Annotated in this window: 20 protein-coding genes; 15 read left to right on the top strand and 5 right to left on the bottom strand. The window is 64.5% G+C overall.

Going from position 1 to position 21,722, the window contains the following annotated elements:
- Window positions 1-47: 47 nt before the first annotated feature.
- On the bottom strand, window positions 48-944 hold the full coding sequence (locus tag LQ144_RS16340; protein ID WP_230119753.1) for a LysR family transcriptional regulator: 897 nt from the start codon (window positions 942-944) through the stop codon (window positions 48-50).
- 125 nt (window positions 945-1,069) lie between these two features.
- On the opposite strand from LQ144_RS16340, the gene LQ144_RS16345 reads away from it, so the two are divergent.
- The 6 genes from LQ144_RS16345 (at window position 1,070) to LQ144_RS16370 (ending at window position 9,334) form a co-directional block, all read left to right on the top strand.
- Window positions 1,070-1,876 (top strand): IclR family transcriptional regulator, encoded by an 807-nt coding sequence (locus LQ144_RS16345; protein ID WP_230119754.1) that lies wholly within the window; start codon window positions 1,070-1,072, stop codon window positions 1,874-1,876.
- A 217-nt stretch (window positions 1,877-2,093) separates the two neighbouring features.
- Window positions 2,094-3,443 carry an MFS transporter gene (locus tag LQ144_RS16350; protein ID WP_230119755.1) on the top strand — a complete coding sequence of 450 codons (1,350 nt, stop codon included), beginning with the start codon at window positions 2,094-2,096 and terminating at the stop codon, window positions 3,441-3,443.
- A gap of 85 nt (window positions 3,444-3,528) precedes the next feature.
- A complete protein-coding gene (locus LQ144_RS16355) occupies window positions 3,529-4,668 on the top strand; it encodes a Gfo/Idh/MocA family oxidoreductase (RefSeq protein ID WP_230119756.1) in 1,140 nt (379 codons plus the stop codon).
- A 3-nt stretch (window positions 4,669-4,671) separates the two neighbouring features.
- Window positions 4,672-6,744: an FAD-dependent oxidoreductase gene (locus LQ144_RS16360; protein WP_230119757.1), complete on the top strand. Its 2,073-nt coding sequence runs from the start codon at window positions 4,672-4,674 to the stop codon at window positions 6,742-6,744.
- Window positions 6,741-7,601, top strand: a complete 861-nt coding sequence (locus LQ144_RS16365) for a TIM barrel protein (RefSeq protein ID WP_230119758.1) — start codon at window positions 6,741-6,743, stop codon at window positions 7,599-7,601. Before LQ144_RS16360 ends, LQ144_RS16365 begins: the two co-directional genes overlap by 4 nt.
- Window positions 7,598-9,334 carry an FAD-dependent oxidoreductase gene (locus LQ144_RS16370; protein ID WP_230119759.1) on the top strand — a complete coding sequence of 579 codons (1,737 nt, stop codon included), beginning with the start codon at window positions 7,598-7,600 and terminating at the stop codon, window positions 9,332-9,334. Before LQ144_RS16365 ends, LQ144_RS16370 begins: the two co-directional genes overlap by 4 nt.
- Window positions 9,335-9,528: 194 nt before the next feature.
- Here the strand turns inward: LQ144_RS16370 and LQ144_RS16375 are convergent, their stop codons facing one another.
- Window positions 9,529-9,876: a hypothetical protein gene (locus LQ144_RS16375; RefSeq protein WP_230119760.1), complete on the bottom strand. Its 348-nt coding sequence runs from the start codon at window positions 9,874-9,876 to the stop codon at window positions 9,529-9,531.
- A 203-nt stretch (window positions 9,877-10,079) separates the two neighbouring features.
- Here LQ144_RS16375 and LQ144_RS16380 point away from each other — a divergent pair, with 203 nt between their 5' ends.
- From LQ144_RS16380 to tcuA, 9 genes are all read left to right on the top strand, one after another.
- Window positions 10,080-10,283 (top strand): hypothetical protein, encoded by a 204-nt coding sequence (locus tag LQ144_RS16380; RefSeq protein ID WP_230119761.1) that lies wholly within the window; start codon window positions 10,080-10,082, stop codon window positions 10,281-10,283.
- Window positions 10,284-10,405: 122 nt separating this feature from the next.
- Window positions 10,406-10,708, top strand: a complete 303-nt coding sequence (locus tag LQ144_RS16385; protein ID WP_056627517.1) for a DUF4193 domain-containing protein — start codon at window positions 10,406-10,408, stop codon at window positions 10,706-10,708.
- A gap of 365 nt (window positions 10,709-11,073) precedes the next feature.
- Window positions 11,074-11,622, top strand: coding sequence for a hypothetical protein (locus tag LQ144_RS16390; RefSeq protein ID WP_230119762.1), 549 nt, complete (start codon window positions 11,074-11,076; stop codon window positions 11,620-11,622).
- Between the two features lie 381 nt (window positions 11,623-12,003).
- Window positions 12,004-12,666 (top strand): GntR family transcriptional regulator, encoded by a 663-nt coding sequence (locus LQ144_RS16395; protein ID WP_230119763.1) that lies wholly within the window; start codon window positions 12,004-12,006, stop codon window positions 12,664-12,666.
- 228 nt (window positions 12,667-12,894) lie between these two features.
- Window positions 12,895-13,644 carry an amino acid ABC transporter ATP-binding protein gene (locus tag LQ144_RS16400; RefSeq protein WP_230119764.1) on the top strand — a complete coding sequence of 250 codons (750 nt, stop codon included), beginning with the start codon at window positions 12,895-12,897 and terminating at the stop codon, window positions 13,642-13,644.
- A 40-nt stretch (window positions 13,645-13,684) separates the two neighbouring features.
- The gene (locus LQ144_RS16405; RefSeq protein ID WP_230119765.1) at window positions 13,685-14,554 is read left to right on the top strand and encodes a glutamate ABC transporter substrate-binding protein; all 870 of its coding nucleotides are present in this window, start codon (window positions 13,685-13,687) and stop codon (window positions 14,552-14,554) included.
- Window positions 14,555-14,564: 10 nt separating this feature from the next.
- Window positions 14,565-15,209 (top strand): amino acid ABC transporter permease, encoded by a 645-nt coding sequence (locus tag LQ144_RS16410; RefSeq protein ID WP_230119766.1) that lies wholly within the window; start codon window positions 14,565-14,567, stop codon window positions 15,207-15,209.
- Window positions 15,206-16,069 (top strand): amino acid ABC transporter permease, encoded by an 864-nt coding sequence (locus tag LQ144_RS16415; protein ID WP_230119767.1) that lies wholly within the window; start codon window positions 15,206-15,208, stop codon window positions 16,067-16,069. The genes LQ144_RS16410 and LQ144_RS16415 overlap by 4 nt, the downstream gene beginning before the upstream one ends.
- Before the next feature lie 95 nt (window positions 16,070-16,164).
- Entirely contained in the window at window positions 16,165-17,658 is a 1,494-nt protein-coding gene (gene tcuA, locus LQ144_RS16420) for an FAD-dependent tricarballylate dehydrogenase TcuA (protein ID WP_230119768.1), read from the top strand.
- Between the two features lie 312 nt (window positions 17,659-17,970).
- Here the strand turns inward: tcuA and LQ144_RS16425 are convergent, their stop codons facing one another.
- The 3 genes from LQ144_RS16425 to LQ144_RS16435 are packed head-to-tail and all read right to left on the bottom strand — an operon-like array spanning window position 17,971 to window position 21,643.
- Complete coding sequence (locus LQ144_RS16425) at window positions 17,971-19,542, bottom strand: APC family permease (RefSeq protein ID WP_230119769.1); 1,572 nt, start codon at window positions 19,540-19,542, stop codon at window positions 17,971-17,973.
- The gene (locus LQ144_RS16430) at window positions 19,539-20,579 is read right to left on the bottom strand and encodes an agmatine deiminase family protein (RefSeq protein WP_230119770.1); all 1,041 of its coding nucleotides are present in this window, start codon (window positions 20,577-20,579) and stop codon (window positions 19,539-19,541) included. Before LQ144_RS16430 ends, LQ144_RS16425 begins: the two co-directional genes overlap by 4 nt.
- Window positions 20,576-21,643, bottom strand: a complete 1,068-nt coding sequence (locus LQ144_RS16435) for a nitrilase-related carbon-nitrogen hydrolase (RefSeq protein WP_230119771.1) — start codon at window positions 21,641-21,643, stop codon at window positions 20,576-20,578. The genes LQ144_RS16430 and LQ144_RS16435 overlap by 4 nt, the downstream gene beginning before the upstream one ends.
- Window positions 21,644-21,722 lie beyond the last annotated feature (79 nt).

The following is a 21,722-nucleotide window of genomic DNA, read 5'->3' on the forward strand; positions in this document are numbered from 1 at the left end:
CAATACTTAATACGTCATTGACTATGTGAAAATTGCACATAGTCGGATCACTCCGCGGGCGTGGGCAGCACCTCTTCGGCCAGGTTAAGGGCCGCCAGCAGGGCCGGGGACATTGCGCCGGGGTTCCAGGCGAGCCCCGAAAAGAGCAGGACTTCATCCCCGGACAGTGGCAGAAAGACCGTGCCTGCGGGCATGATTCCTTCGATGGATTCCGGCATGAGGCTGATGCCGATCCCGCCGGCAACCAGTGAAAGCGCGGTGTAGGGATCTGCGACTTCCTGGCTGATCCTTGGTCGGAATCCGGCGGCAGCACAGGCGGCGAACGTGACCTCCCGGAGGGTGGAACCCTGAGCCGCGGGCATGGTGACGAATGGATCCCCGGCTAACTCCGCTACCTCCACCGATTCCCTCCCGGCAAGCCGGTGGTCTGCCGGCACGGTAGCTCCAAGGCGCTCAGTGGCGATTCTGCGGGTGGCCAGCGTGGGTGCGTCGATGGGCAGGCCGATGAAGGCAAGGTCCAATGCGCCGTGGATCAGTTGTTGCAGGGCTTCCTGGGTGAGCAAACCGCCATGCAGGGACACGTCGAGCTGGGGGTAGTGCTGGCGCAGTGCCCGCGTCAGGGCTGGAAGAGTGGTGTGGTTCAGAGCGCCGGAAAAGCCGATGGCGAGCTTCCCGTAGACCGTTCCGCTTTCCGCCTGGATCGATCTGCGCGCCAGGTCGACTTCTTCGAGGATCTTTCGGGCGTGCGGCAGCAATGAGTGCCCCGCCGTGGTCAGGGTGACGGACCGGGTGTTGCGTTCAAACAGCGGCGCGCCCAGGTCCCTTTCGAGCTTCCGGATGGTCTGGCTCAGGGGTGACTGCGCTATCCTGAGCCGCTCTGCCGCCCGCCCGAAGTGCAACTCTTCGGCCACGGCCAGGAAGGCCTCAATCTGCCGCAGTTCCACTTTCGCTCCTAGGTTCTCGGGGTCCGGCCTGCATGTCCCAGCTGCACGGTCCTGGTGTTCAGTGCAAGGCTATATTGGGTTTTGGGGCCGGGAAGGCCGGGCTCCGGAAGTTCGATGGAGGCATCATGGCAAACTCGGCGTCGGGGGAATCCGTCATCGAGCGGGTCGTGAAGATCATGGAGGCCTTTTCCAAGGGCCAACCGTGGCTTCCCTTGCGGGAGATGGTCCGGATCACCGGAATGTCCAGCAGCACAGTGCATCGTCTGGCCACGGATTTGGCCGTGAGCGGGCTACTGGAGCGCAACGAGGCCGGGGAGTTCGGCGTCGGGATGAAGATGTGGGAACTGGCGTCCCGGAGTAACCCCCTCGAAGAGTTCCGCCGCCGCGGCCTGCCGTTCCTGGAAGGCGTCCACGCCGCCGTCCGCGAGCAGGTCGCGCTTGCGATCCCCGACGTCGAATCCGGCACGGTGCTGTACCTCGAGCAGCTGGACCAGCACGGCACCGCAACCAATCTCGCCGCCGTGGCCGGCAGGCTCGGCATCCACAACACGACGCCGGGCATGGCCATGATGGCGCACATGCCCCGCGCCGTGCAGGAGCGCTTCCTCACCGGACCGCTGGAGAAAACCACGGCCGCCACGGAAACCGATCCGGTGCGGATCCGGGCGCATCTGGCCCTGATCCGCGAGCGCGGCTACGTCCGCATGGCCGGAGTGCTGGTGCCGGAGAACACCGCCTATGCAGTCCCGGTTTTCGGCGAGGGCAACACTGTGATCGGTGCGATTGCCGTCGTGCTTCCCACCCTGCACGAGGACCCCCAGGTCATCCTCCCGGTATTGGTGGCCGCGGGACGCGGCCTATCACGCACCATGGGTGCTGAGCGCCGTCCGTATGGCTCCCGCCCGTGGCTGGAAAGCACATCGTCCCGTTGAACGGGAAGTTTCCCCGCGCTGTGTGACGGCAGCCCTACAGTCGTTTTCAGAGGAAAGATCGCTTGTGATCTGGAGCACACATCCCGCAGTCGTCATCAACGACTGCCGAATGGGCTGCACAACAAAGCACTGGCTGGCGATAACAACTCACCCCAATTCTTGGCCGGGCAAGGCACCATGGCGGTGCCACCACCGGCGCACTCAATGAGGAGACAGTATGGGACCCGTGCAGCAGCACTCGCCCTCGGATGTTCACAACCCGGCAGCGCCGGGGGAACACGTCAAAATGCCCAAGAAGGCGGCGCTCGCCTCCTTCCTGGGGTCCACCCTGGAGTACTACGACTTCTTCATCTACGGCACCGCTGCCGCGCTGATCTTCCCGAAGGTCTTTTTCCCTGGCGGAGATCCCGTGGTCGCGCTCCTCGGAGCCATGGCGACGTTCGGCGTCGGCTACTTGGCCAGGCCCCTCGGTGGCGTCGTCATGAGCCACTTCGGCGACAGGATCGGCCGAAAGCAGGCACTCATGATCACGCTGGTCATCATGGGCGTCGCTTCCATCGGCATCGGTTTCCTGCCGACCTACGGGCAGATGGGCTACTGGGCGACAGCGCTTCTGCTGGTAGGCCGCCTGGCCCAGGGATTCTCCGCAGGCGCTGAGTCCGCCGGGGCATCAACCCTCACCATGGAGCACTCACCCGAGGGCCGCCGCGCCTTCTTCACGAGCTTTGTGATGACCGGGTACGCCTCCGGAATGGTGCTGTCCACCATCGTCTTCATCCCCCTCGCCGCACTTCCGGAAGATCAACTCCTCAGCTGGGGTTGGCGCGTGCCATTCTGGCTCTCCGTAGTGGTCCTCGCCGTGGCGTACTGGATCCGCACGCGGCTGGACGAGCCGCCTGTCTTCGAAGAAATCGTCGAAGACGGTAAGCCCAAGTCCGTCCCGGCGGCCGTGGTCCTCAAGACCCAGTGGCGCGACGTACTGCGGGTCGGCGTGGTCATGCTGTTCTCCGTCATGCAAACCACCTTCACGGTCTACGCACTGGCGTACGCCACCGGCCCCGCAATCGGCATTGACCGCACCCTGATGCTCACCGTCAACGCCGTGACGGTCGGCCTGTCCATGGTCACCATTCCCATGGCAGGCGTCATCTCCGACCGGATCGGCCGCAAGAAAGTCCTCCTGGTCGGAGCCGTTGGTTGCGCCGCGACCACCATCGGTTACTTCTGGGCCATCAGCGAGCACAACATCGCACTGATATTCCTCTTCGGCTTCCTGAACATGACCGTCTTCTACTCCTGCTGGAATGGCGTGTGGACGGTCTTCTTCCCCGAGATGTTCCCGGCGGCGGTCCGCTATTCCGGTATGGCGATCGGTAGCCAGATCGGTCTGATCCTGGCTGGCTTCGCACCCGCCATCGCAACGCTTCTTGCACAGCCCGGACACGACGGCTGGATGCCGGTGGCCGGCTTCACCATCCTTTGCCTGGTGGCCTCGGCTATCGCCATCATGACGGCCCGCGAGACCTACAACGTTCCCCTCGAAGAACTGGGAAAGCCGCGGCGCTAGCCACCGAAGGCTGGGCGGCACCCACCTGCCGCCCAGCCAGGACCACACGAAACAACGACCCAATGCCTCGAAAGTTGGATACCCCATGACCTCGTCAGCAGCAGCGCCCCGCACCTTCCGCGTTGGAATCGCGGGTTGCGGCGCCATTTCCCGCAACCACCTGGCGGCGTTCCGTGCTCTGGAGAACGTCCAGATCGTCGGAGTCTGCGACGTGGATCCAGACCGCGCACTGGCCGCGGCTGAAGCGTGGGCCGTGCCCAACGCAGTGACTACCGTGGATGAACTCCTAACCCTGGACCTGGACATCGTCTCCGTCTGCACGCCGCATCCGACGCACGAAGAAGTAGTCCTGAAAGCGGCAGCAGCCGGCGTCCATGCCCTCTGCGAGAAGCCCATCGCCACAAAGCTGGAATCCGCCGAACGCATGGTGGCCGCGTGCGAGGAAGCCGGAGTCCAACTCGGGGTGCTGTTCCAGCGTCGCTTCTGGCCCGCCTCGCAGAAGATCCGCGCCGCGATCGACGACGGCACGCTGGGCCGTGCCATATTGGCCCAGTGCTCGGTCATGCTGCACCGGGCACCCGAGTACTACAACCGCGACGCCTGGCGCGGGACCTGGGAGAACGACGGCGGCGGGGTCCTGATGTCCCAAGCCGTCCACCAGATCGACCTTCTGCAGTGGTACCTGGGTGACGTGGCCGAGGTCTACGGCAAGGTCAACACCTACCGCCACGGCGACTACATAGAGGTAGAGGATTCCGCGACGGCGGTGATCACTTTTACGTCCGGGGCCATGGCTACGCTTGAGGCCTCCACCGCGGTATCGCCAAACCTCGGCATCCAGCTCCGCATCACGGGGGAAACGGGAGCCTCGGCTTCCCTCACGGAATTCCCTGAAGGAAGCGATGGCCGCCTGGACCTGTGGGCGGTAGGCGAGAAGATCGTCGTCGAGCCTGTCCACCCGGAAGGGGCGGAGCCCAACGTCGATCTGTCTGCCATCAACGGCCAGCTGGTTCCATTCCACACCCTTCAGGTCAAGGACTTTGTCCGTGCCTTGGAGACCGGAACCGAACCTGCCATCACGGGCAAGGACGCACTCAAGTCCCTGCGGATCCTGCTGGCCGTCTATGAGTCCTCCCGCACCGGCGAGCCCGTTCGCTTCGCGCCGGTCCACGCCGCTCATACGAGCATCCCGGAACTGCGGGTGGGCCAGAAGGTGGAAGGTTAAGCGATGGTTGCCAACTCACGCTTCGCGGAGCGCCCCCTGACCCTTGGCCGCAACGGCCGGATCCCGAAGACGCTACGCAACCGCCTCGCCTCGGCGCCGATGGAGCGCAATTACGGCACCACGGACGGTTACATCACCGAGCAATACATCGACTACCTGGTGACCAGGGCCAAGGCCGGCCTCGGCATGGTGACCACCGAAGCCACTTATATACGGGCCGACGGCAAAGGCCGCACCCACCAACTGGGCCTGCATACGGATGACATGATTCCCGGTCTCCGCCGCCTCACCGATGCCCTGCACGCCGAAGGCGCGCTTGCCGCCGTCGAACTTAATCACGGCGGCCGCACCGCGCAGTCCTCGGTGTCCGGACTCAGGAATGTGGCGCCATCGCCGGTGTCATGCGCGACGGCGGGTGGTGAAGTTCCACAGGAACTCACCGCCGCCGAGTGCTACGAACTCGTGGAGGCTTACGCGCAGGCGGCTCGCCGCGCAGTGGCAGCCGGCTTCGACGTCATCAACCTGCACGGCGCCCACGGGTACCTGATTCACCAGTTCATGTCGCCGATTTCCAACCACCGCACGGACGAGTTCGCAGCGCCGGAGTTGTTCATGAACCTCGTGATCGACGCCGTCCGCGAGGCCGTGCCGGACACGATCCTGGGCATGCGCGTTTCCGTGGTGGAAGGCCCCGCCGATGGCATCAACGCCGAGCAGCAAGTGGCCATCGTCGCCAAGGCCGACTTGGACAAGCTCGACTTCCTGGACCTTTCCGCAGGCAGTTACGACGCCGGCGAATGGATTGTGCAGTCGGGGGAGTGGAAGCCCGGAGTCCTGTCCGACTACGCCAAGGCCTACCGCCAGTTCGGACTTCCGCTGGGCATGGCCGGGCGCCTCAACAGCCCGCAGGTCATTGAGGAAGTCCTCAGCGAAGGAACCTGCGATTTCGTCAGCCTGGCCCGCGCCATCCACGCCGATCCGGCGTTCGTGGGCGGCGTGCTGCGCGGCGAACGCTACCGTCCCTGCATCGCGTGCAATGTCTGCATCGACAACCTCGGCCTCGGCCAGGTCACCTGCACCGTCAACCCTGCCGTCGGCCGCTCCCGCGTGACCGTGCCCACGCCCACCGTCCGCTCCGACTCCAGCGTGCTGGTGGTCGGTGCCGGACCTGCGGGCCTCACCGCCGCCCGCGAACTCGCCGAGGCCGGTGCCCGCGTGACGTTGATCGACGACGGCGCGCGGCCCGGTGGGCAGTTCACCCTCGCCGAACGCATGAAGTCCACGCCGGACTTCCACCGTTTCGCCGATTGGTCGGGTTCGGAAAACGCCCGCTTGGGCGTGGAGGTCCGCGTCGGAGCGCACATTGACACGTCCGACGCCGGCAGGCTGGCCCGAGATTTCGGCGCCGACGCCGTGGTGATTGCCACCGGTGGGCGCCGGCCGGCGATGGAGTTCGACTTCCCTGATGTCGAAGGCGGTGACTCACCGAGCGTCAGCGACATTCGGGACTGGCTCGCGGCCCATCCGGAGATCCTCGACGCCGGGACGTCACCGTCCGTGCCGACCGCCGTGACGATCTGGGGCGCAGATTCGGTGGCCATGTCCGTGGCTGACACCCTCGCGGCCAAAGGCACGGCTGTCTTGATCGTCGGTCCGCAGGCAGCGTTGGCTCCGGAGTCCGGGCGCCGTGCCAAGATTCTTGCCCTGCCGCGGCTGGAGTCAAACCCGCGGGTGCGGATCTTCCTGTCCAGCACCATCGAGGAATTCGACGGCGGCCGGGTACGGGTCAGCCGGACGGGACTTGCAGACGAATGGATCGATGCGCCCGGTGATCTGTTGGTCTCGCGTTCGGTGCTGCCACTTGACGCAACGCCCACGCTCACCGAGCGCGAGGCCGAACTGGGCCGCGAAGCCGGCTTTCCCGTGGCACTTGCGGGAAGCGTCGTCGATCAGAATCCCGCCATCGTGTCCAACGCCGTTAAGAGTGGCTACGACGCAGCGCAAAGGATCGCAGCCGCATTGGCCCCCGTCACGAACGCCAGCAACAACCCCACCCCGAACGGAGCCCGCAAGTGACAGCACAAGCCCGACGCCTAGGCCTCGCACAGCTATGCCTCGTGGGCACAGCGCCGCCGGACCTGGTCACCATCGCAGCGGAGGCCCGCTTCGATTTCATCGGTGCACGGGTCAGGCCCGTCACGGCAATGGAGCGGCCCTACAACCTCCAGCCGGGGTCGCCCATGCTCCAGGAAACCTTGGTGAGAATGGAGGACACAGGAATCACGGTTGAAGACATCGAGTTCCTGCTCCTGGATGGAACGGGCCTGCAGAACGGCAAGGATCAACGCAACGCCTGGTTGCAGATGATGGAGGCCGGCCAAGCGCTGGGGGCTTCCACACTGACAGTCGCTTGCTCGGATCCGGACATGGACAGATTCGGGGACCACCTCGCGCAGATGACCCAGGACGGCAAGGCTTACGGCATCATGCCTGCGCTGGAGCCAATCGCCTACCAAGCCGTCCGCTCGATTCCCCAAGCAGCCTTGTTGGCCCGCCGAGCCGGCTGCAAGGTGGTTGTGGATGCCCTCCACTTCAACCGTTTCGGCGGCACCTTGGCGGAACTGGGAGCAGCCGCGGACGTCGTTCCATTGGTCCAACTCTGCGACGGCCCAGCGAATGCACCTGCCAACAGGGACGGACTCGTGGCCGAGTCCCGTTCAGAGCGCGGTGTTCCAGGGGAAGGCGACTTTGATCTCGCAGCCTTGATCTCGGCGTTCCCGGAGGGTACCCCCATCAGCGTCGAAACGCCCTCGGACAGCCGGGTGGCGGCCATGGGCGAACTGGCGTGGGCCAGACACCTCAAGGCAGCCGCCGATTCCACCCTGAACAGCGCCGTCCAGGACACCACAACACTTAGTTGGAGCGAGAATTGAACACCACTGCAAGCCCCCGCCGGATCCTGGACTGCGATGTCCTGGTAGTAGGCTCCGGCGCTGGCGGCCTGTCCGCAGCTGTGACCGCGGCCTATCACGGACTGAAAGTCATCGTCGTGGAGAAGGCTCCAGTCTGCGGCGGCGCAACATCGTGGTCCGGCGGTTGGGCCTGGGCGCCGGGCAACCCGTTGGCGAAGGCGGAAGGCGTCAACGAGGACAAGGAAACGTTCCGAACCTATCTCCGCGAGGTCCTTGGCGATGACTACCAAGCCGAAAAGGTGGACGCGTTTCTCGAATCCGCTCCGCACATGGTGGACTTCTTCCACAAAAAGACCTCCCTGCAGTTTGTCCCCGGCAGCCGGATCAACGACATTTACGGCAAGCTTCCCGGCGCCGGAAGAGGCAACCGCTCCGTGGGCCCGAAGCCTTTCAATGCACGCAACATCAAGCCCGGCCTGCGAGCCAAAATGCGCCACCAGCTCTACGAAACCTCCTTCCTGGGCATGGGCATCATGGCCGGACCGGACCTTTCCAAATTCCTTTCGGCGTCGCAAGGCAATCTCCACGGAATCTTCCACGCGGGCTGGCGCTTCGGCTTCCACCTGCTGGATTTGCTGATGCATCGCCGCAACATGCAGCTGGTCAACGGCACGGCCCTGACCGGCAGGCTCATGAAATCCGCGGACGATCTTGGCGTCGATCTGCGCGTCTCCACGCGTGCCACAGCGTTGCTTACCGATGAGAGGGGAAAGGTGACGGGCGCCGTCGTACATTCTTCTGAAGGTGAGCTGCAGATCAACACTGCCCGCGGCGTCGTGCTCGCCTCGGGCGGCTTCCCCAACAACGTGCAGCGGCGCAAGGAGCTGTTCCCCAAAACGCCTACCGGCCGGGAGCACTGGACCCTCGCTCCGGGGGAGACCACCGGTGATGGCATCAACCTGGCCCAGGCCGTGGGAGCCCGGTTCAAAACAGTGAAGTCGGCGGCGGCGTGGTGCCCGGTGTCGCTGGTGCCATACGGCAACGGCAGGACCGGCGTGTTCCCGCACATCATGGACCGCGCCAAGCCGGGCAGCATCGGCGTCCGCGCAGACGGGAAGCGGTTCGTGAACGAGGCCAACGGCTACCACGACTACGTCGAGGCGCTTCTGGCAGCAACGCCCGAGGGTGAAACCGTGGAGTCCTGGCAGATCGCTGACAGCCGGTTTGTTCGCAAGTTCCCGCTGGGCATGGCCAAGCCGCTGCCAGTTCCGCTCTTCCCGTACCTGCGCTCCGGATACCTGATCAAGGGGCAGACGCTGGAGGAACTGGCGAGGAAATGCGGCGTCGATCCTGCCGGGCTGCGCGAAACCGTGGCGACGTTCAACACGCACGCCCGTTCCGGCGTCGATCCTGATTTCGGCCGTGGCGAGACGGCCTTCAACCGCTACGGCGGCGACGCCGGCAACCAGCCCAACCCCACGCTGGGGCCTATCGAGAAGGGCCCGTTCTATGCGGTGCGCGTAGTGCCGGGCAGCTTCGGGACGTTCGCGGGCCTGGACACCGACGGCCTTGGCCGGGCGCTCAACAACGACGGCGAGCCCATCGACGGTCTGTACGTCGCAGGCAATGACCAAGCCAACGTCATGGGTGGCCACTACCCGGCGGGCGGCATCAACCTTGGCCCGGCGCTGACGTTCGGTTACATCGCCGGCCGCGACCTGGCGGGCGTAAATAATTATGAGGTTGCGTTGTGAGTGACGTTCTTCAACGCACGACGGCGGAACTCGCCTCGGGTGTCCAGATTCCGGTCATTGGGTAAGGGACATGGCCGTTGATGGATGAGGAGGCGAGTGGGCCGCCGCGCTGGGGGAGGGAGTGGGCTCGAACCTGTCTTTCCCCCTCCTCCTGGAGGGGGAAACGGAAGCTGGCCTGAACATGCAAGCGGAAGCTACTCCGCGTCGATTTCCTCCAGCAGATCCTTTGCCGCTTTGCGGATGTCCTCGTGATCATGCTGCGCCGCACGACTCTCGAGCGAAATGACCGCGCAGCGGTGGACCTTCTTGAAGTCGCCGAACGGAAAGCTGACGCTTCCCTTGGTCCCCTCGGATTGTTCCTTGTCAATGCCGAGGTGCCACTTCGAGAATTCAGCAAACCCGTGCTTGTCGATGAACGCGTTTTCATCATCGGTGGACGGCGCGTGTTCGCTCCAGTCATCGCGGACGTCCTGCTGCACCTTCCCCTGTTTTACGAGCTCGCGGGCGAGTTCCAATGCCTTGCGGTTCAGTTTCGTGGCCATCTGGTGCCTCCGCAGTGGGTTCCGGTGTTGGGCTGGGCGGGCAGAGCCGAGTCCATCTCTAGGCTAGAACCGTCGACGGCGGCCCGCCAGTATCGAGGCAAGCTCAGCCTGATGACTCCCGGTTTTCCATCCGGCCCCAGGGATTTACCCCGCGGAGACTCCGCCGAAACGTTTCCACAACAATGGGTGCCTAGCTTGGCAGCATGACCTTTGAAGCCATGGCCAGGATCCGCGACAGCATCGTTGACGCATTGTTCCCCGCCCAGCCCAGCACCGCGGAGCAAGCCACCGACGCCCTGCGCGAGGTGACGCGCTGGGCCTGGCTGCCTGCCCTGAGCGGCATTGCCGTGTCCGGGGACCACGCCCGCAGGGCCCATGAAACCGCCGTGCGGGCGGCCGCGGAATAGCCTCACATCGGCGATAGATGTCGCGTCGCACACACTAGTCTTCCATTTGCTGCATAATGACCTAAACTGCTTCACTGAGGTGCCTGAAATGGCGCTGCGCAGCAACGAAAGTGAACAACCACATGGCTACCGATTACGACGCCCCACGCAAGACAGAAGAAGAGTCTCCCTCCGAATCGCTGGAGGCCCTTCAGGCGTCCCGCGGCGGCGGCGCCCAGACCGCTGTTATCGACGTCGACGAGAACGACACCGCTGAAGGCATTGACCTTCCGGGCGCAGATCTCTCCGGCGAAGAACTGACGGTCATTGTTGTTCCCGAGCAGTCCGATGAATTCACGTGCTCCTCCTGCTTCCTGGTCCGTCACCGGTCCCAGGTCGCACGCGAAAAGAACGGCATGAAGTACTGCCGCGACTGCGAAGGCTAATACTGCCCTTAGGCGCGCGCTCTTCACAGCAAAGCAACGCGAGACGCCGGCAGCCCAACAGGGAAGCTGGCGCCTCGCTTTTTTGTGCCCTTTCCGCCCGCACAGCCGATCTGCCGGACGTGGCGGACCGGCCGGAAAATACTGCTTCCGCTTCCGCTGATATCGGCCGTTATCAGCGGTAACAGGAATATGGAGGTAGCGGCACGAACAGCTCTCAAACGCCCCAATTCCGAGCCTGGAATCACGTTCCCGTAATCGGTTGCCGAGGAGACTAACGGTTCCGCCCCGAACCGGATACAACCCTCGTTTTGGGGTTCCGGCACTCCTACGCTTGAGCTATCCAATCACTCGAGGGGGTGGCCAAAATGAAAAAAATCTATGCTTGGCTGACAGCTATCCTTATGGCTGTCGGACTAGGCCTTCTTGTTCCGGGGTCCGCCTCCGCGGCCTCGTATTGCGGACTCGTCTGGGGCTCGTTGGCAAAAACCAACCAGGCCATGAGCACCGCAGCAGTAACCAACGTTCGGACGGGGCAGCATTACTGCTTCGACCGGATGGTGATCGATATTAAGGGGAAAGCGGGAGGCTACAACGTCCGCTACGTCTCCAAGGTGGTCCAGGACGGCTCCGGCCTGCCCGTCAAGCTGAGGGGCGGCGCGTTCCTTCAGGTCACCGTCCATTCACCGGCCTACGACAACGTCACCGGGAAGGCCACATTCATTCCGGCCAACCGGTCAGAGGTGACTAACGTATCCGGATACCAGACCTTCAGGCAGGTGGCCTGGGCAGGCAGCTTCGAGGGCTACACCACCCTTGGACTCGGCGTCCGCGCCCGGCTGCCGTACAAGGTCTTCACCCTCGCCGGACCGGGCTCGGGCACACGGCTCGTCATCGACGTTGCCCACCACTGGTGACGAGCCGGGTTGTTCAAACCCTTGAAACCCTGAACTCGCGAATCGCCGATTAACCAAGCGACGCCCCGCCCCCGGCAACCCGGGAACGGGGCATCGCTTTGCTGTTCTAGAAGGGCTGTGCTTCGAGGGGACGGCGTTTCGGGCCGGCCGTGCCCGGGTACAACGGTGATTAGTTTCCGAAGTCCCACGCCGGACCCGGCGTGGGACCGTCGGCCTGACTAAGCACCATCCAGGATGGGGAAGGACGCCACATCTTGGACACCGCCGTGTCCGTGTGAATACAATAGGTGCCCGGGCGACGACTTCAGGTCTGTGAAACCTGGCGGGATCGAGTAGCAGGACAAGTCTCCCATCCGAAGTTGCCTCTGTGGAAGGAATGCTGTGTCAACTGGTTCTGCACCGATGCGGCACGACGGAGATTCGATCTATGCCCAGCTGCGCTCTGAAATCCTGGGCGGCGCAATTCCTCCGGCGACTCCATTACGGGAGGTTACCCTGGGGGAACGCTTCGGCGTCTCCCGCACTCCGGTACGCGAAGCTCTTCGCCGTCTTCAGCACGACCGGCTTCTGGACCGTGGCGCCCGCGGTCTGCAAGTCCATCAGGCGACCCCGCAGGAGGTCATCCAGGTATACGACGTGCGGATTCTTTTGGAACAGGAGGCGGCCGGGCAGGCAGCCCTGTCCCGCGGCATCACTGACATAATGCAGCTCGAAGGCCTGGTGGAGCGTGATCGCGCGCTTTCGGATCCGGATGACCAGACCCGGGCGTCGACGAACCTGGAGTTTCACGCCGCTGTCTGGGCGGCCGCGCATAATCCGGTCCTCCAGGATCTCCTGCAGCGGCTTTCCACCCACCTGATTCGCACCCCCCACTCGACTCTGTCGGTAGGAAAGCGTTGGGATGAGGCCCTGGCCGAGCACGCGAAGCTGGTCGCGGCCATCACCGCCGGCGACGAAACCGGTGCGCGGAACACCGCGCGCGAACACATGGAGACAGCCCGCATGATCAGGCTCGACCTGCTGCGGAAATCGGCCTCCTACTAAGATTCCCCAGCGGCTCTCCCGCTAAACCTTCTTCCGCGGAGTACCAGCCGTCCGTGTCCCCCTGGCATGCCAGTATTGCCCGCGGCGCCGCTGGCTCTCGTATCCGTTGCCGGGGCGGGTGCAGGCGTGAGCACCCACCGGAGACTCCCAAGACTTGCCGTGATTGCGGCCACTATGCAACACTGTACTTCACTGTATACAGTCGTATTCCATCAAAGGAGATAGATCATGACAGCGATCACAGAGACGGACACCGTCGTTGAGTTCCGCGGGGTCGGCAAGCGCTTCGGCAGCATGCAGGCCCTGACCGGCATTGATTTGTCGGTGCGCCGTGGCGAGGTGGTCGTCATACTGGGCCCGTCAGGGTCGGGCAAATCGACGCTGTGCCGGTGCATCAACCGGCTGGAAGCCATCGACGAGGGTCACATCCTCATCGACGGCCACGAACAGCCTGTCGAGGGCAGGGACCTGTACAAGTTCCGTACCGAGGTGGGGATGGTCTTCCAGTCCTTTAACCTCTTCTCGCACAAGACCATCCTCGAGAACATCACCCTCGCTCCACGGAAGATCCTGGGCCTGAACAAGCAGGCGGCAGAGACCCGGGCCCTCGAGCTGCTGGCCATGGTGAGCATCGCCGACAAGGCACACAGCCGGCCGTCCCAGCTTTCCGGAGGCCAGAAACAGCGCGCAGCCATCGCCCGTGCACTGGCCATGGAACCCAAGGTCCTGCTCTTTGATGAACCCACGTCCGCGCTCGACCCGGAATCCACCCGCGAGGTTCTGGCAACCATGCGGAACCTGGCGCAGAGCGGCACGACGATGATCGTCGTGACCCACGAGATGTCCTTCGCCCGTGCTTTCGCCGACCGGATCGTCTTCATGGCCGCCGGAGCCATCGTCGAAATTGCCGAGCCTGAAACATTCTTCACCTCCCCTTCCAGCGACCGGGCCAAAGCCTTCCTCTCCTCGGTCCACTAACAGCGCCTGTGCAAAGACGCACCCACCTTAAGGAGTAACCATGAAACGCCAGCACTTCCTGCCCGCACTGGCCATCGCCGGCGCCCTGATCCTGGGCACCACAGCCTGCGCCGGCACCGCCCCGGCCGCCGACAGCCAGCCCGCCCAGAACTTCCCGGCCAACAGCACGATGGACAAGATCCAGAAACGCGGCAAAGTCATCGTCGGGGTCAAATTCGACCAGCCGCTCTTTGGCGTGAAAAATCCAGTCACCGGCAAGATGGAAGGCCTGGACATTGAGATGGCCAGAATCCTGGCCAAGGACCTCACCGGCAGTGCAGACAATGTCGAGTTCGTGGAAGCGGTCACCAAAAACCGCGAAGCGTTCCTGCAGCAGAACAAGGTAGACGTCGTGATCGCCTCCTACGCCGTGACGGAAGAGCGGAAGAAAGTCGTCAGTTTCGCCGGACCTTACCTCGAGAGCAACGTGGCCTTGCTGGTCCGCAAGGACGACAGCTCAGTAAACAAACCCGAGGATCTCCAGGGCAAAACCGTGTGTTCCACCACCGGCGCCCGCGCTGCCCAGCTGATCGGTGAGGCCGTGCCCGCGGCCAACGTGGTCCTGTTCAGCACCTACAGTGAATGCGCACAGGCACTGAAGGACAAGAGGGTCGATGCGGTGACCACCACCGAGGCCATCCTGCTCGGTGTCCAGTCCCAGAATCCGGACGCCTACCGCATCGCGGACGGCCATCTGGCCGATGCCGAGGAATTTGCCATCGGTTCCGCGAAAGACGATGCAGCATTCCATGACTACCTTGATCAGCTTCTGAACAAGGCCATCGCGGACGGGGACTGGAAGAAGGCCTACGACTCCACGATCGGCAAGGTCAAGCCCGGCGACGTTACCCCGCCCAAAGTAACCCTGTAGGGATCGGCTTATGTCATTCCTTGTCAATCATCTCGTCGATTTCGGTCAGGGCGTGCTGGTGACTCTGGGACTCGTTCTCCTGGGCGCCACCGGTTCGATGATCCTGGGGACGCTGCTCGCTGCACTACGGACCAGCCCCGTCAGGACGGCCCGGGCGGTCTCCTCGGCCTACGTGCTGATCTTCCGGAACGTGCCGCTTCCCGTACAAATGGTGCTGTTTGTCTTCGGCCTCCCGGTCCTGGCCATCCAGTACTCGCTCTACGCCTCGGCCGCGATCGTCTTGGTGCTCTACACGGCGCCGTTCGTGGCCGAAACCCTGCGTTCGGGCTTGAACACCGTAGACCGCGGCGAGCTTGAAGCCGGGCGCGCCCTGGGCTTCGGGCCAATGGCGTCCCTGAAGCTCATCGTCCTCCCGCAGGCCTTCGCCACGGTCACCAGACCGCTGGGCAACGTCTTCATCACCATGGTCAAGAACACATCGGTCGCTGCCCTGGTGGGGGTATCCGAACTGACGTTCCTCTCGGACAAGATCGCGGTGGATGAGGCACAACCGTTCATTATCTTCGGCGGGGCCGCCGTCTGCTACCTCGTTATCGGGCTGGTCATCGGCCGGCTCGTATCCGCAGTCGATCAGAAGGTGGCGTTCAGCCGATGAGTACCGTATCGCTTTTTGACCCGGCCGGTCCGCGCGGCAAACGCCGCCACCTGCTACTGGAAATCTTCACCGCCGTCATCGTGACCGCCGGCGCCTATCTGGTCTTCAGGGTCCTCTACGACAAAGGCGAGCTGAGCGCTGCGGCGTGGGCTCCGTTCGCCGAGCCGGGGCTCTGGGCGCTTCTCGGCCAAGGCCTGTGGAACAACATTGCGGCCGCAGCGGTCGGCATGGTGCTGTCCATGATCACCGGGTGCCTCCTGGCGTTCGGGCTGGTCTCCACCCACACCCTGATCCGCAGGACCTGCCGGGTCTACACGGACGTCTTCAGCAGCATCCCCCTGCTCCTGCTGCTCTACTTCACGTCGCTGGTGTTGCCCAACTATGGCCTTAAACTCGGGGATTTCTGGTTCCTGGTAATCGCACTGACCCTCTACAGCGGGGCCGTCATCGGTGACCTGCTGCGATCCGGGATCCTCGCGCTGCCACCGGGACAGGCCGAGGCCTCCCTCGCGCTGGGTTTCTCCCAGGTCGGCACGCTGCGCCTGGTCCTGCTTCCGCAGGCCCTGAGGTCCATGAGTCCCGCCCTGGTGAGCCAGCTCATCATCCTCTTCAAAGGAACGGCGCTGGCCTTTGTGCTCGGCGGTTACATGGAACTGCTGAGGTCGGCCACCGTCATCGGCCAGTACTACACCCGGTCGCTGCTGCAGGCGCAGTTTGTTGCCGCCTTGGGGTTCCTGGTGGTGAACGTCACCTTGGGCGCCCTGGCCGTGGCCCTGGAGCGCCGCCAAAACCGCCTCGCCGAGCAGGAACCGCTGCCAGTAACGGCAGCAGAACCAGACCCCGTGCCGGCCCGCCGCTGACACCCCGATGTCGCCACACACGGGCCAAGTACGCTTGGCCGGCTCTGTATACAGACGAATACTTATGAATTCACAAATTAAGGAGACAAAGAACAATGGCTGATCAGAACGAATCCGCAGCTGCAAACCTCACAAAGGCCGACGTGATCGTCGTCGGTGGCGGCAACGCCGGCTTCACAGCGGCCCACGCCGCTGCCGTCCGCGGACGAAAAGTCATCCTGCTCGAAAAGGGCACCAAAGACATGGCTGGCGGCAACAGCTTCTACACCGCCGGCGCCACTCGCATCGTGCACAACGGCCTGGATGACCTCCAAGGGCTCGTGGAACCGGACGAACGGCACAGCCGGACCGTCGTTCCGCCCTACAGTGCTGAAGAATACGCATCAGACCTGGCAAAGGTCACCGAAGGCCGGAACGACCCGGCACTGACGGAAGTCCTCATTGCCGAGAGCCAGTCCACCCTTCGCTGGCTCAACGGGCTGGGCCTGAAGTACCGCCTGATGTACGAACGCCAGGCCTTCGAGCGTGCCGACGGGTCCTACCTCTTCTGGGGCGGCCTGCACGTGGGAAACGTGGGCGGCGGCGAAGGCCTGATCGAAGACCACACCCGGGTAGCTGCAGAGCTGGGCATCGAAGTCAGGTACGGCCACGCGGCCCAAAGCCTCATCGTTGAGAACGGCCGTGTAGCCGGCGTCGTCGTCAACACCTCTGAAGGGAAGCTGCGCCTGACGGCAGAATCCGTGATCCTCACCGCCGGAGGCTTCGAGGCCGACCCGAAGCGTCGGCGGGAGTACTTGGGCGAAGGCTGGGAAAACGCCAAGGTACGCGGCACGCCCTACAACACCGGCGACATGATCGCCGCAGCGTTGGAGATCGGCGCCACCAAGGGCGGAGACTGGGGCACCTGCCACAGCGTCCAGTGGGATGCCTTCACCGCCACCAACGAAAGCAACCGCGAACTCACCAACCGCCTCACCCGGCAAAGCTACCCGTTTGGAATCATCGTCAACACCGACGGCAAGCGTTTTCTGGACGAGGGCGCGGACTTCCGGAACTACACCTACGCCAAGTACGGCAAGGAAATCCTCAAGCAGCCCGGCTCGGTTGCGTACCAGATCTTCGACGCCGGCCTTCGGCCCATGCTGCGCAGCGAAGAATACGAGATGCCCGGCATCTCCGTTGAGGTCGCCGACACCCTCGAGGACCTGGCCGTCAAAATCGGCATCGACCCGGAAAGCCTGTCCAAAACCGTGACGGACTTCAACAACTCGATCGAGCGCTCCATCCCGTTCGACCCCAACATTAAGGATGGCCGGAAGGCCGCCACCGAACCGGTCAAGAGCAACTGGGCCGCCCCCATCGAAACCGGACCCTTCTACGCCTACGGCGTCACCTGCGGAATCACGTTCACCTTCGGTGGCATCAAGTCCGACACCCACGGCCGCGTCCTGGACGCAGACGGCAAGCACATCGAAGGCCTGTTCGTGGCAGGTGAAATGCTCGGCGGACTATTCAGCGTCAACTACCCCGGCGGCACCGGACTTGCTGCCGGATGTGTCTTCGGGCGGCGAGCCGGAGTCCTGGCGTAGGGCACGGTTCACTGCACTTTTTGCGATAGGCCCCGGGACTAGCGTTCCAGGGACGAACAACTGGTCCCCGATTGGACCATCATCACCGACCGCCGGCCCTATGACCGGCACAGATGGGCGCTCTTCCCGCACTCCGTCGCAACAGGCAGCCCGAAAGTCGGGCGTGGGAAGAGCGCCCATGGGGAGAGGGCAGGGTGGCTGTAACGCCGCCCTGCCTTCTCCGAAGCCCGCATTAAGCGGATTCCGTCGGTGCCCGCCAAGCCCGAACGAGGGTGGAACCCGGCCACTGGCACCACTCGGCTCCTGCCACGCCTAGTCGGGCACCACGAGTGCCGGCGTGTCCTGGCGGATGGTTTCGCCGCGGAAGAACCCCGGCCGCAGCCTGGCCATGATCAGCATGAACACCACGCCCAGGGCCAGGATGCCGATCCCGAGGACGAACACGAGCCCCACGCCGAAGACCTCGGAACCGCTGCCGAACTCCGGCGCCCAGCTGTCCGCGGCGGTCTGCAGGAAGACCACCAACAGCCCCAGGCCGCCCAGCAGCGGGCACAACAGCCGGAAGACGAAGTTGCGTGCGCTGCTGAAGACGCTGTTGCGGAAGTACCAGGCGCACGCGAACGCCGTGAGCCCGTAGTAGAAGCAGATCATCAGGCCCAGCGCCAGGATGGTGTCATTCAGGACGTTCTCGCTGATCACATGCATCACGGCGTAGAAGACCGCCGAAAAGGCGCCGGCGGCGACAGTGGCGAATCCCGGCGTCGAAAACTTCCTACTGAGGTGGCTGAACCGCTCCGGCAGCGCGCCGTAATGCGCCATGGCGAGAAGGCTCCGTGACGGCGAGGTGAACGTGGACTGCAGGGAGGCCGCCGAGCTGGAGAGCACGGCCAGCGACATCAGGATGGCGAACGGACCCATGGCGGGCGAGGCCAGGGCCGTGAAGACGTTGGCGTGGTTCTCCTCGTTGTTCAGGCCGATGCCCGTGTCCCCGACGCCGGCGAACATCATGGTTGCGATGGTCACCAGCAGGTAGATGCCCAGGACGACGACGGCGGTCAGCGTGCCTGCCAGCCCGGCCGTTTTCTTGCCGTTGGCGGTCTCCTCGTTCACCGTCAGGCACACGTCCCAGCCCCAGTAGACAAAGATGGACAGGGAAATGCCGGCGGCGATCTGGCCGAACGTCTCGATTTTGGTGACGTCGAACCACTCCCAGCTGAACGGGATGGCGGTCCCGGACGAGGACCAGTTCGCGAACGCCATGCCCACGAACAGGCCCAGCACCAGGAGCTGGAATCCGACCAGCCCGTACTGGACCACCTTGGTGGTGTGCAGGCCCCGGTAGCTGACCCACACCGCCAGCGCCACGAACACGAAGCACGTGACCACGTTCAGCGGCTTGTTCGCCGCGAGGTCCGCCAGTTCCGGCGATCCGGTCAGCTGGGCCAGGAACAGATAGAAGAAGTCCACCGCCACGCCGGCCAGGTTGGACAGCACGATGATGTTGGCGGCCAGCAGGCCCCAGCCGCCCATCCAGCCAACCCACGGGCCGAAGGCCTTGGTCACCCAGGTGAAGGTGGTGCCGCTGTCGGGGGAATCGGCGTTCAGCTCCCGGTAGGCGAGGGACACCAGGATCATGGGGATGAAGCCGATGAGGAAAATGACCGGCAGCTGAAGCCCGGCCTCGTTGACGGTGGGGCCCAGCGCGCTGGTCAGCGTGTAGGCCGGCGCGATGGTGGAAATGCCCAGAACCACGACGGCGAGGAGGCCCAGCTGCCCGCCCTTCAGTCCCTTCCCGGTAATGCCGTGCACGGTTCCCGGGGCGTCTGTGCCGGCGCCGCTGGCAGGATCGCCCGCCGGTGCGCTGGCGCGGGTGGTTTGGCTCATGACTGACCTTTCCAGGACGCAGCGGGCTGCTGCTGGGTGATGCAGTGGATGCCGCCCCCGCGGGCGAAGAGCTCGCGGGCGTCGATGCCCACCACGCGGCGCCCGGGGTAGGCGTCGGCAAGGATGCGGAGGGCCTTCTCGTCGTTGGGATCGGAGAAGGTGCAGGCGATGACTCCGCCGTTGACCACCACATGGTTGATGTAGCTGTAGTCCACGAAGCCCTCGGCGTCCGTGAGGACCGTGGGAGCCGGAACCTCGATGATGTTCCATTCACGCCCGGCCGCGTCCCGGGTGGTGGACAGGAAGCTGACGATCTCGCGGCTGACCTCGAAATCCGGGTGCGCCGGGTCCTGCTGTGAATGGACCAGCAGTGTGCCTGGCGAGGGGATGGCGGCCACGATGTCCACATGTCCGCGGGTGCCGAACCGCTCCGAATCACGGGTGAGGCCGCGCGGAACCCAGATAACGTGCCTGGCGCCGACGGTCCTGGCCAGCTCCGCTTCGATCTCCGGTTTCGTGAGCCCGGGATTGCGGCCCGGGTCCAGCTGCACGGTCTCGGTGACCAGCACGGTTCCCTCGCCGTCCACCTGGATGCCGCCGCCTTCGTTAACCAGACGGGACACGAGATGGTGGGCGCCGGACCGGCCGGCCACTTCCGCGGCGAGGAGCGAGTCCTTGTCCCACCGCGCCCAGTCCTGGGCGCCCCAGCCGTTGAAGACCCAGTCCACCGCACCAAGCCGGCCGGCGCCGTCCAGCACGAAGGTGGGGCCGATGTCCCGCATCCAGGCGTCGTTCAGTTCCGCCGTCAGTACCTCGACGGCGGGATCGAGGTAACGCGCGGCGGTATCGACGTCGTCGGGGGCCACCGCCACGGTGACCGGCTCAAACTCAACGGCGGCATTGGCGACGGCGGCCCAGACGGAACGCGCGGCGTGCGCCTCTTCGGCTGTGTCGCCCAGGGTGTAGCCGCCCGTGGGGAACGCCATCCAGAGCCGGTCCTGGCGTGCCGTTTCGGCGGGCATGCGCCACGCGCTCATGCGGTCACCTCGGCAGGCGCATAACCACTGATTGAACTGGTCGAAATCGCGGGACCCGCCTCGTCCCCGAACGGTGCATCGTGGCGGACGGGTTCGGTGAGCCGGGCATAGGTGTCCGGGCGGCGGGTGGTCAGGAACGGGAACAGCGTGAGCCAGTCCTGGCGCTGGTCCAGGTCAAGGTCCGCGACGAGAACGGCTGACTCGTTCCGCGGAGCCTGCGCCAGGATGCGGCCGTAGGGGTCGGAGATGAAGGAGGTTCCGTAGAAGTTGAGGCTGCCCTCCTGGCCCCAGCGGTTCGGGACCACCATGAACAGGCCGTTGGCGATGCCGTTGCCCACAATCACCTGCTGCCACAGGGGCTGGGTGTCGAACTCCGGGAACAGCGGTTCGGACCCGATGGCCGTGGGATAGACGAGCAGTTCCGCCCCGCCGAGCGAGTACAGCCGGGCCAGTTCGGGGAACCACTCGTCCCAGCAGGTGGGCATGCCGAGGCGTGCGCCGCCGAGTTCGGCAGGCGAGTGGACTTCGTAGGCGTCACCCGCGGGCGGGCCCTGGCGGAAGAACCGGTCCTCGTAGTAGCCGGCGGTGACGGGGATGTGCAGCTTGTGCGTGCTGGCGAGCAGTTCGCCGCCGGGGGACACGAGGATGGAAGTATTCAGTCCCAAGCCGTCGTCCGAGCCGTCGGGGTTGTCCGCCCGCTGGTAGAGCGAGGCGTGGACGCAGATGCCGTGCCTGCGGGCAGCCTCGGCGGCAAAGCGGAAGGTGGGGCCGGTGAGCAGGTCCTCGGCCGCGTCAGAGGGGCGTGGCCTGGTTTGTCCGGCGAGGGACAGATCGTTGTCCGGAATCTGGTCCGCCGGATAGCGGGACAGCGTAAGTTCCGGCAGGAAGACAACTGTGGCGCCGAGGCGGGCTGCGCGCTCGATGCCGTCGTTCAGTTCGGCGCGAAGAGCCGCGGCGTTGCTGTGCCAACGGTGCTGGACGACGCCGATCCGCAGTGCCGGACGCGCGGACGGCACTGTCCGGGCCAGGGAGGAGGGTGAATCGAGGCAGGTGATTTCAATCATGATGACTACTCCAGAGAGACGACCGTCACTAAATGAATGACGTTCATTTAGTATGCACAGCCCGGCGCCGGCTGGCAAG

Origin of the sequence: Arthrobacter sp. Bi83 (assembly GCF_918698095.1) — a bacterium.
In the GTDB taxonomy this organism is placed as follows: domain Bacteria; phylum Actinomycetota; class Actinomycetes; order Actinomycetales; family Micrococcaceae; genus Arthrobacter.

What these genes read in the sequence shown, in the direction of transcription:
- LQ144_RS16345 (WP_230119754.1), top strand. Translation starts at nt 1,070, where the DNA reads ATGGCAAACTCGGCGTCGGGGGAATCCGTCATCGAGCGGGTCGTGAAG.
- LQ144_RS16350 (WP_230119755.1), top strand. Translation starts at nt 2,094, where the DNA reads ATGGGACCCGTGCAGCAGCACTCGCCCTCGGATGTTCACAACCCGGCA.
- LQ144_RS16355 (WP_230119756.1), top strand. Translation starts at nt 3,529, where the DNA reads ATGACCTCGTCAGCAGCAGCGCCCCGCACCTTCCGCGTTGGAATCGCG.
- LQ144_RS16360 (WP_230119757.1), top strand. Translation starts at nt 4,672, where the DNA reads ATGGTTGCCAACTCACGCTTCGCGGAGCGCCCCCTGACCCTTGGCCGC.
- LQ144_RS16375 (WP_230119760.1), bottom strand. Translation starts at nt 9,876, where the DNA reads ATGGCCACGAAACTGAACCGCAAGGCATTGGAACTCGCCCGCGAGCTC.
- LQ144_RS16380 (WP_230119761.1), top strand. Translation starts at nt 10,080, where the DNA reads ATGACCTTTGAAGCCATGGCCAGGATCCGCGACAGCATCGTTGACGCA.
- LQ144_RS16385 (WP_056627517.1), top strand. Translation starts at nt 10,406, where the DNA reads ATGGCTACCGATTACGACGCCCCACGCAAGACAGAAGAAGAGTCTCCC.
- LQ144_RS16390 (WP_230119762.1), top strand. Translation starts at nt 11,074, where the DNA reads ATGAAAAAAATCTATGCTTGGCTGACAGCTATCCTTATGGCTGTCGGA.
- LQ144_RS16400 (WP_230119764.1), top strand. Translation starts at nt 12,895, where the DNA reads ATGACAGCGATCACAGAGACGGACACCGTCGTTGAGTTCCGCGGGGTC.
- LQ144_RS16405 (WP_230119765.1), top strand. Translation starts at nt 13,685, where the DNA reads ATGAAACGCCAGCACTTCCTGCCCGCACTGGCCATCGCCGGCGCCCTG.
- LQ144_RS16410 (WP_230119766.1), top strand. Translation starts at nt 14,565, where the DNA reads ATGTCATTCCTTGTCAATCATCTCGTCGATTTCGGTCAGGGCGTGCTG.
- LQ144_RS16415 (WP_230119767.1), top strand. Translation starts at nt 15,206, where the DNA reads ATGAGTACCGTATCGCTTTTTGACCCGGCCGGTCCGCGCGGCAAACGC.
- tcuA (WP_230119768.1), top strand. Translation starts at nt 16,165, where the DNA reads ATGGCTGATCAGAACGAATCCGCAGCTGCAAACCTCACAAAGGCCGAC.
- LQ144_RS16425 (WP_230119769.1), bottom strand. Translation starts at nt 19,542, where the DNA reads ATGAGCCAAACCACCCGCGCCAGCGCACCGGCGGGCGATCCTGCCAGC.
- LQ144_RS16430 (WP_230119770.1), bottom strand. Translation starts at nt 20,579, where the DNA reads ATGAGCGCGTGGCGCATGCCCGCCGAAACGGCACGCCAGGACCGGCTC.
- LQ144_RS16435 (WP_230119771.1), bottom strand. Translation starts at nt 21,643, where the DNA reads ATGATTGAAATCACCTGCCTCGATTCACCCTCCTCCCTGGCCCGGACA.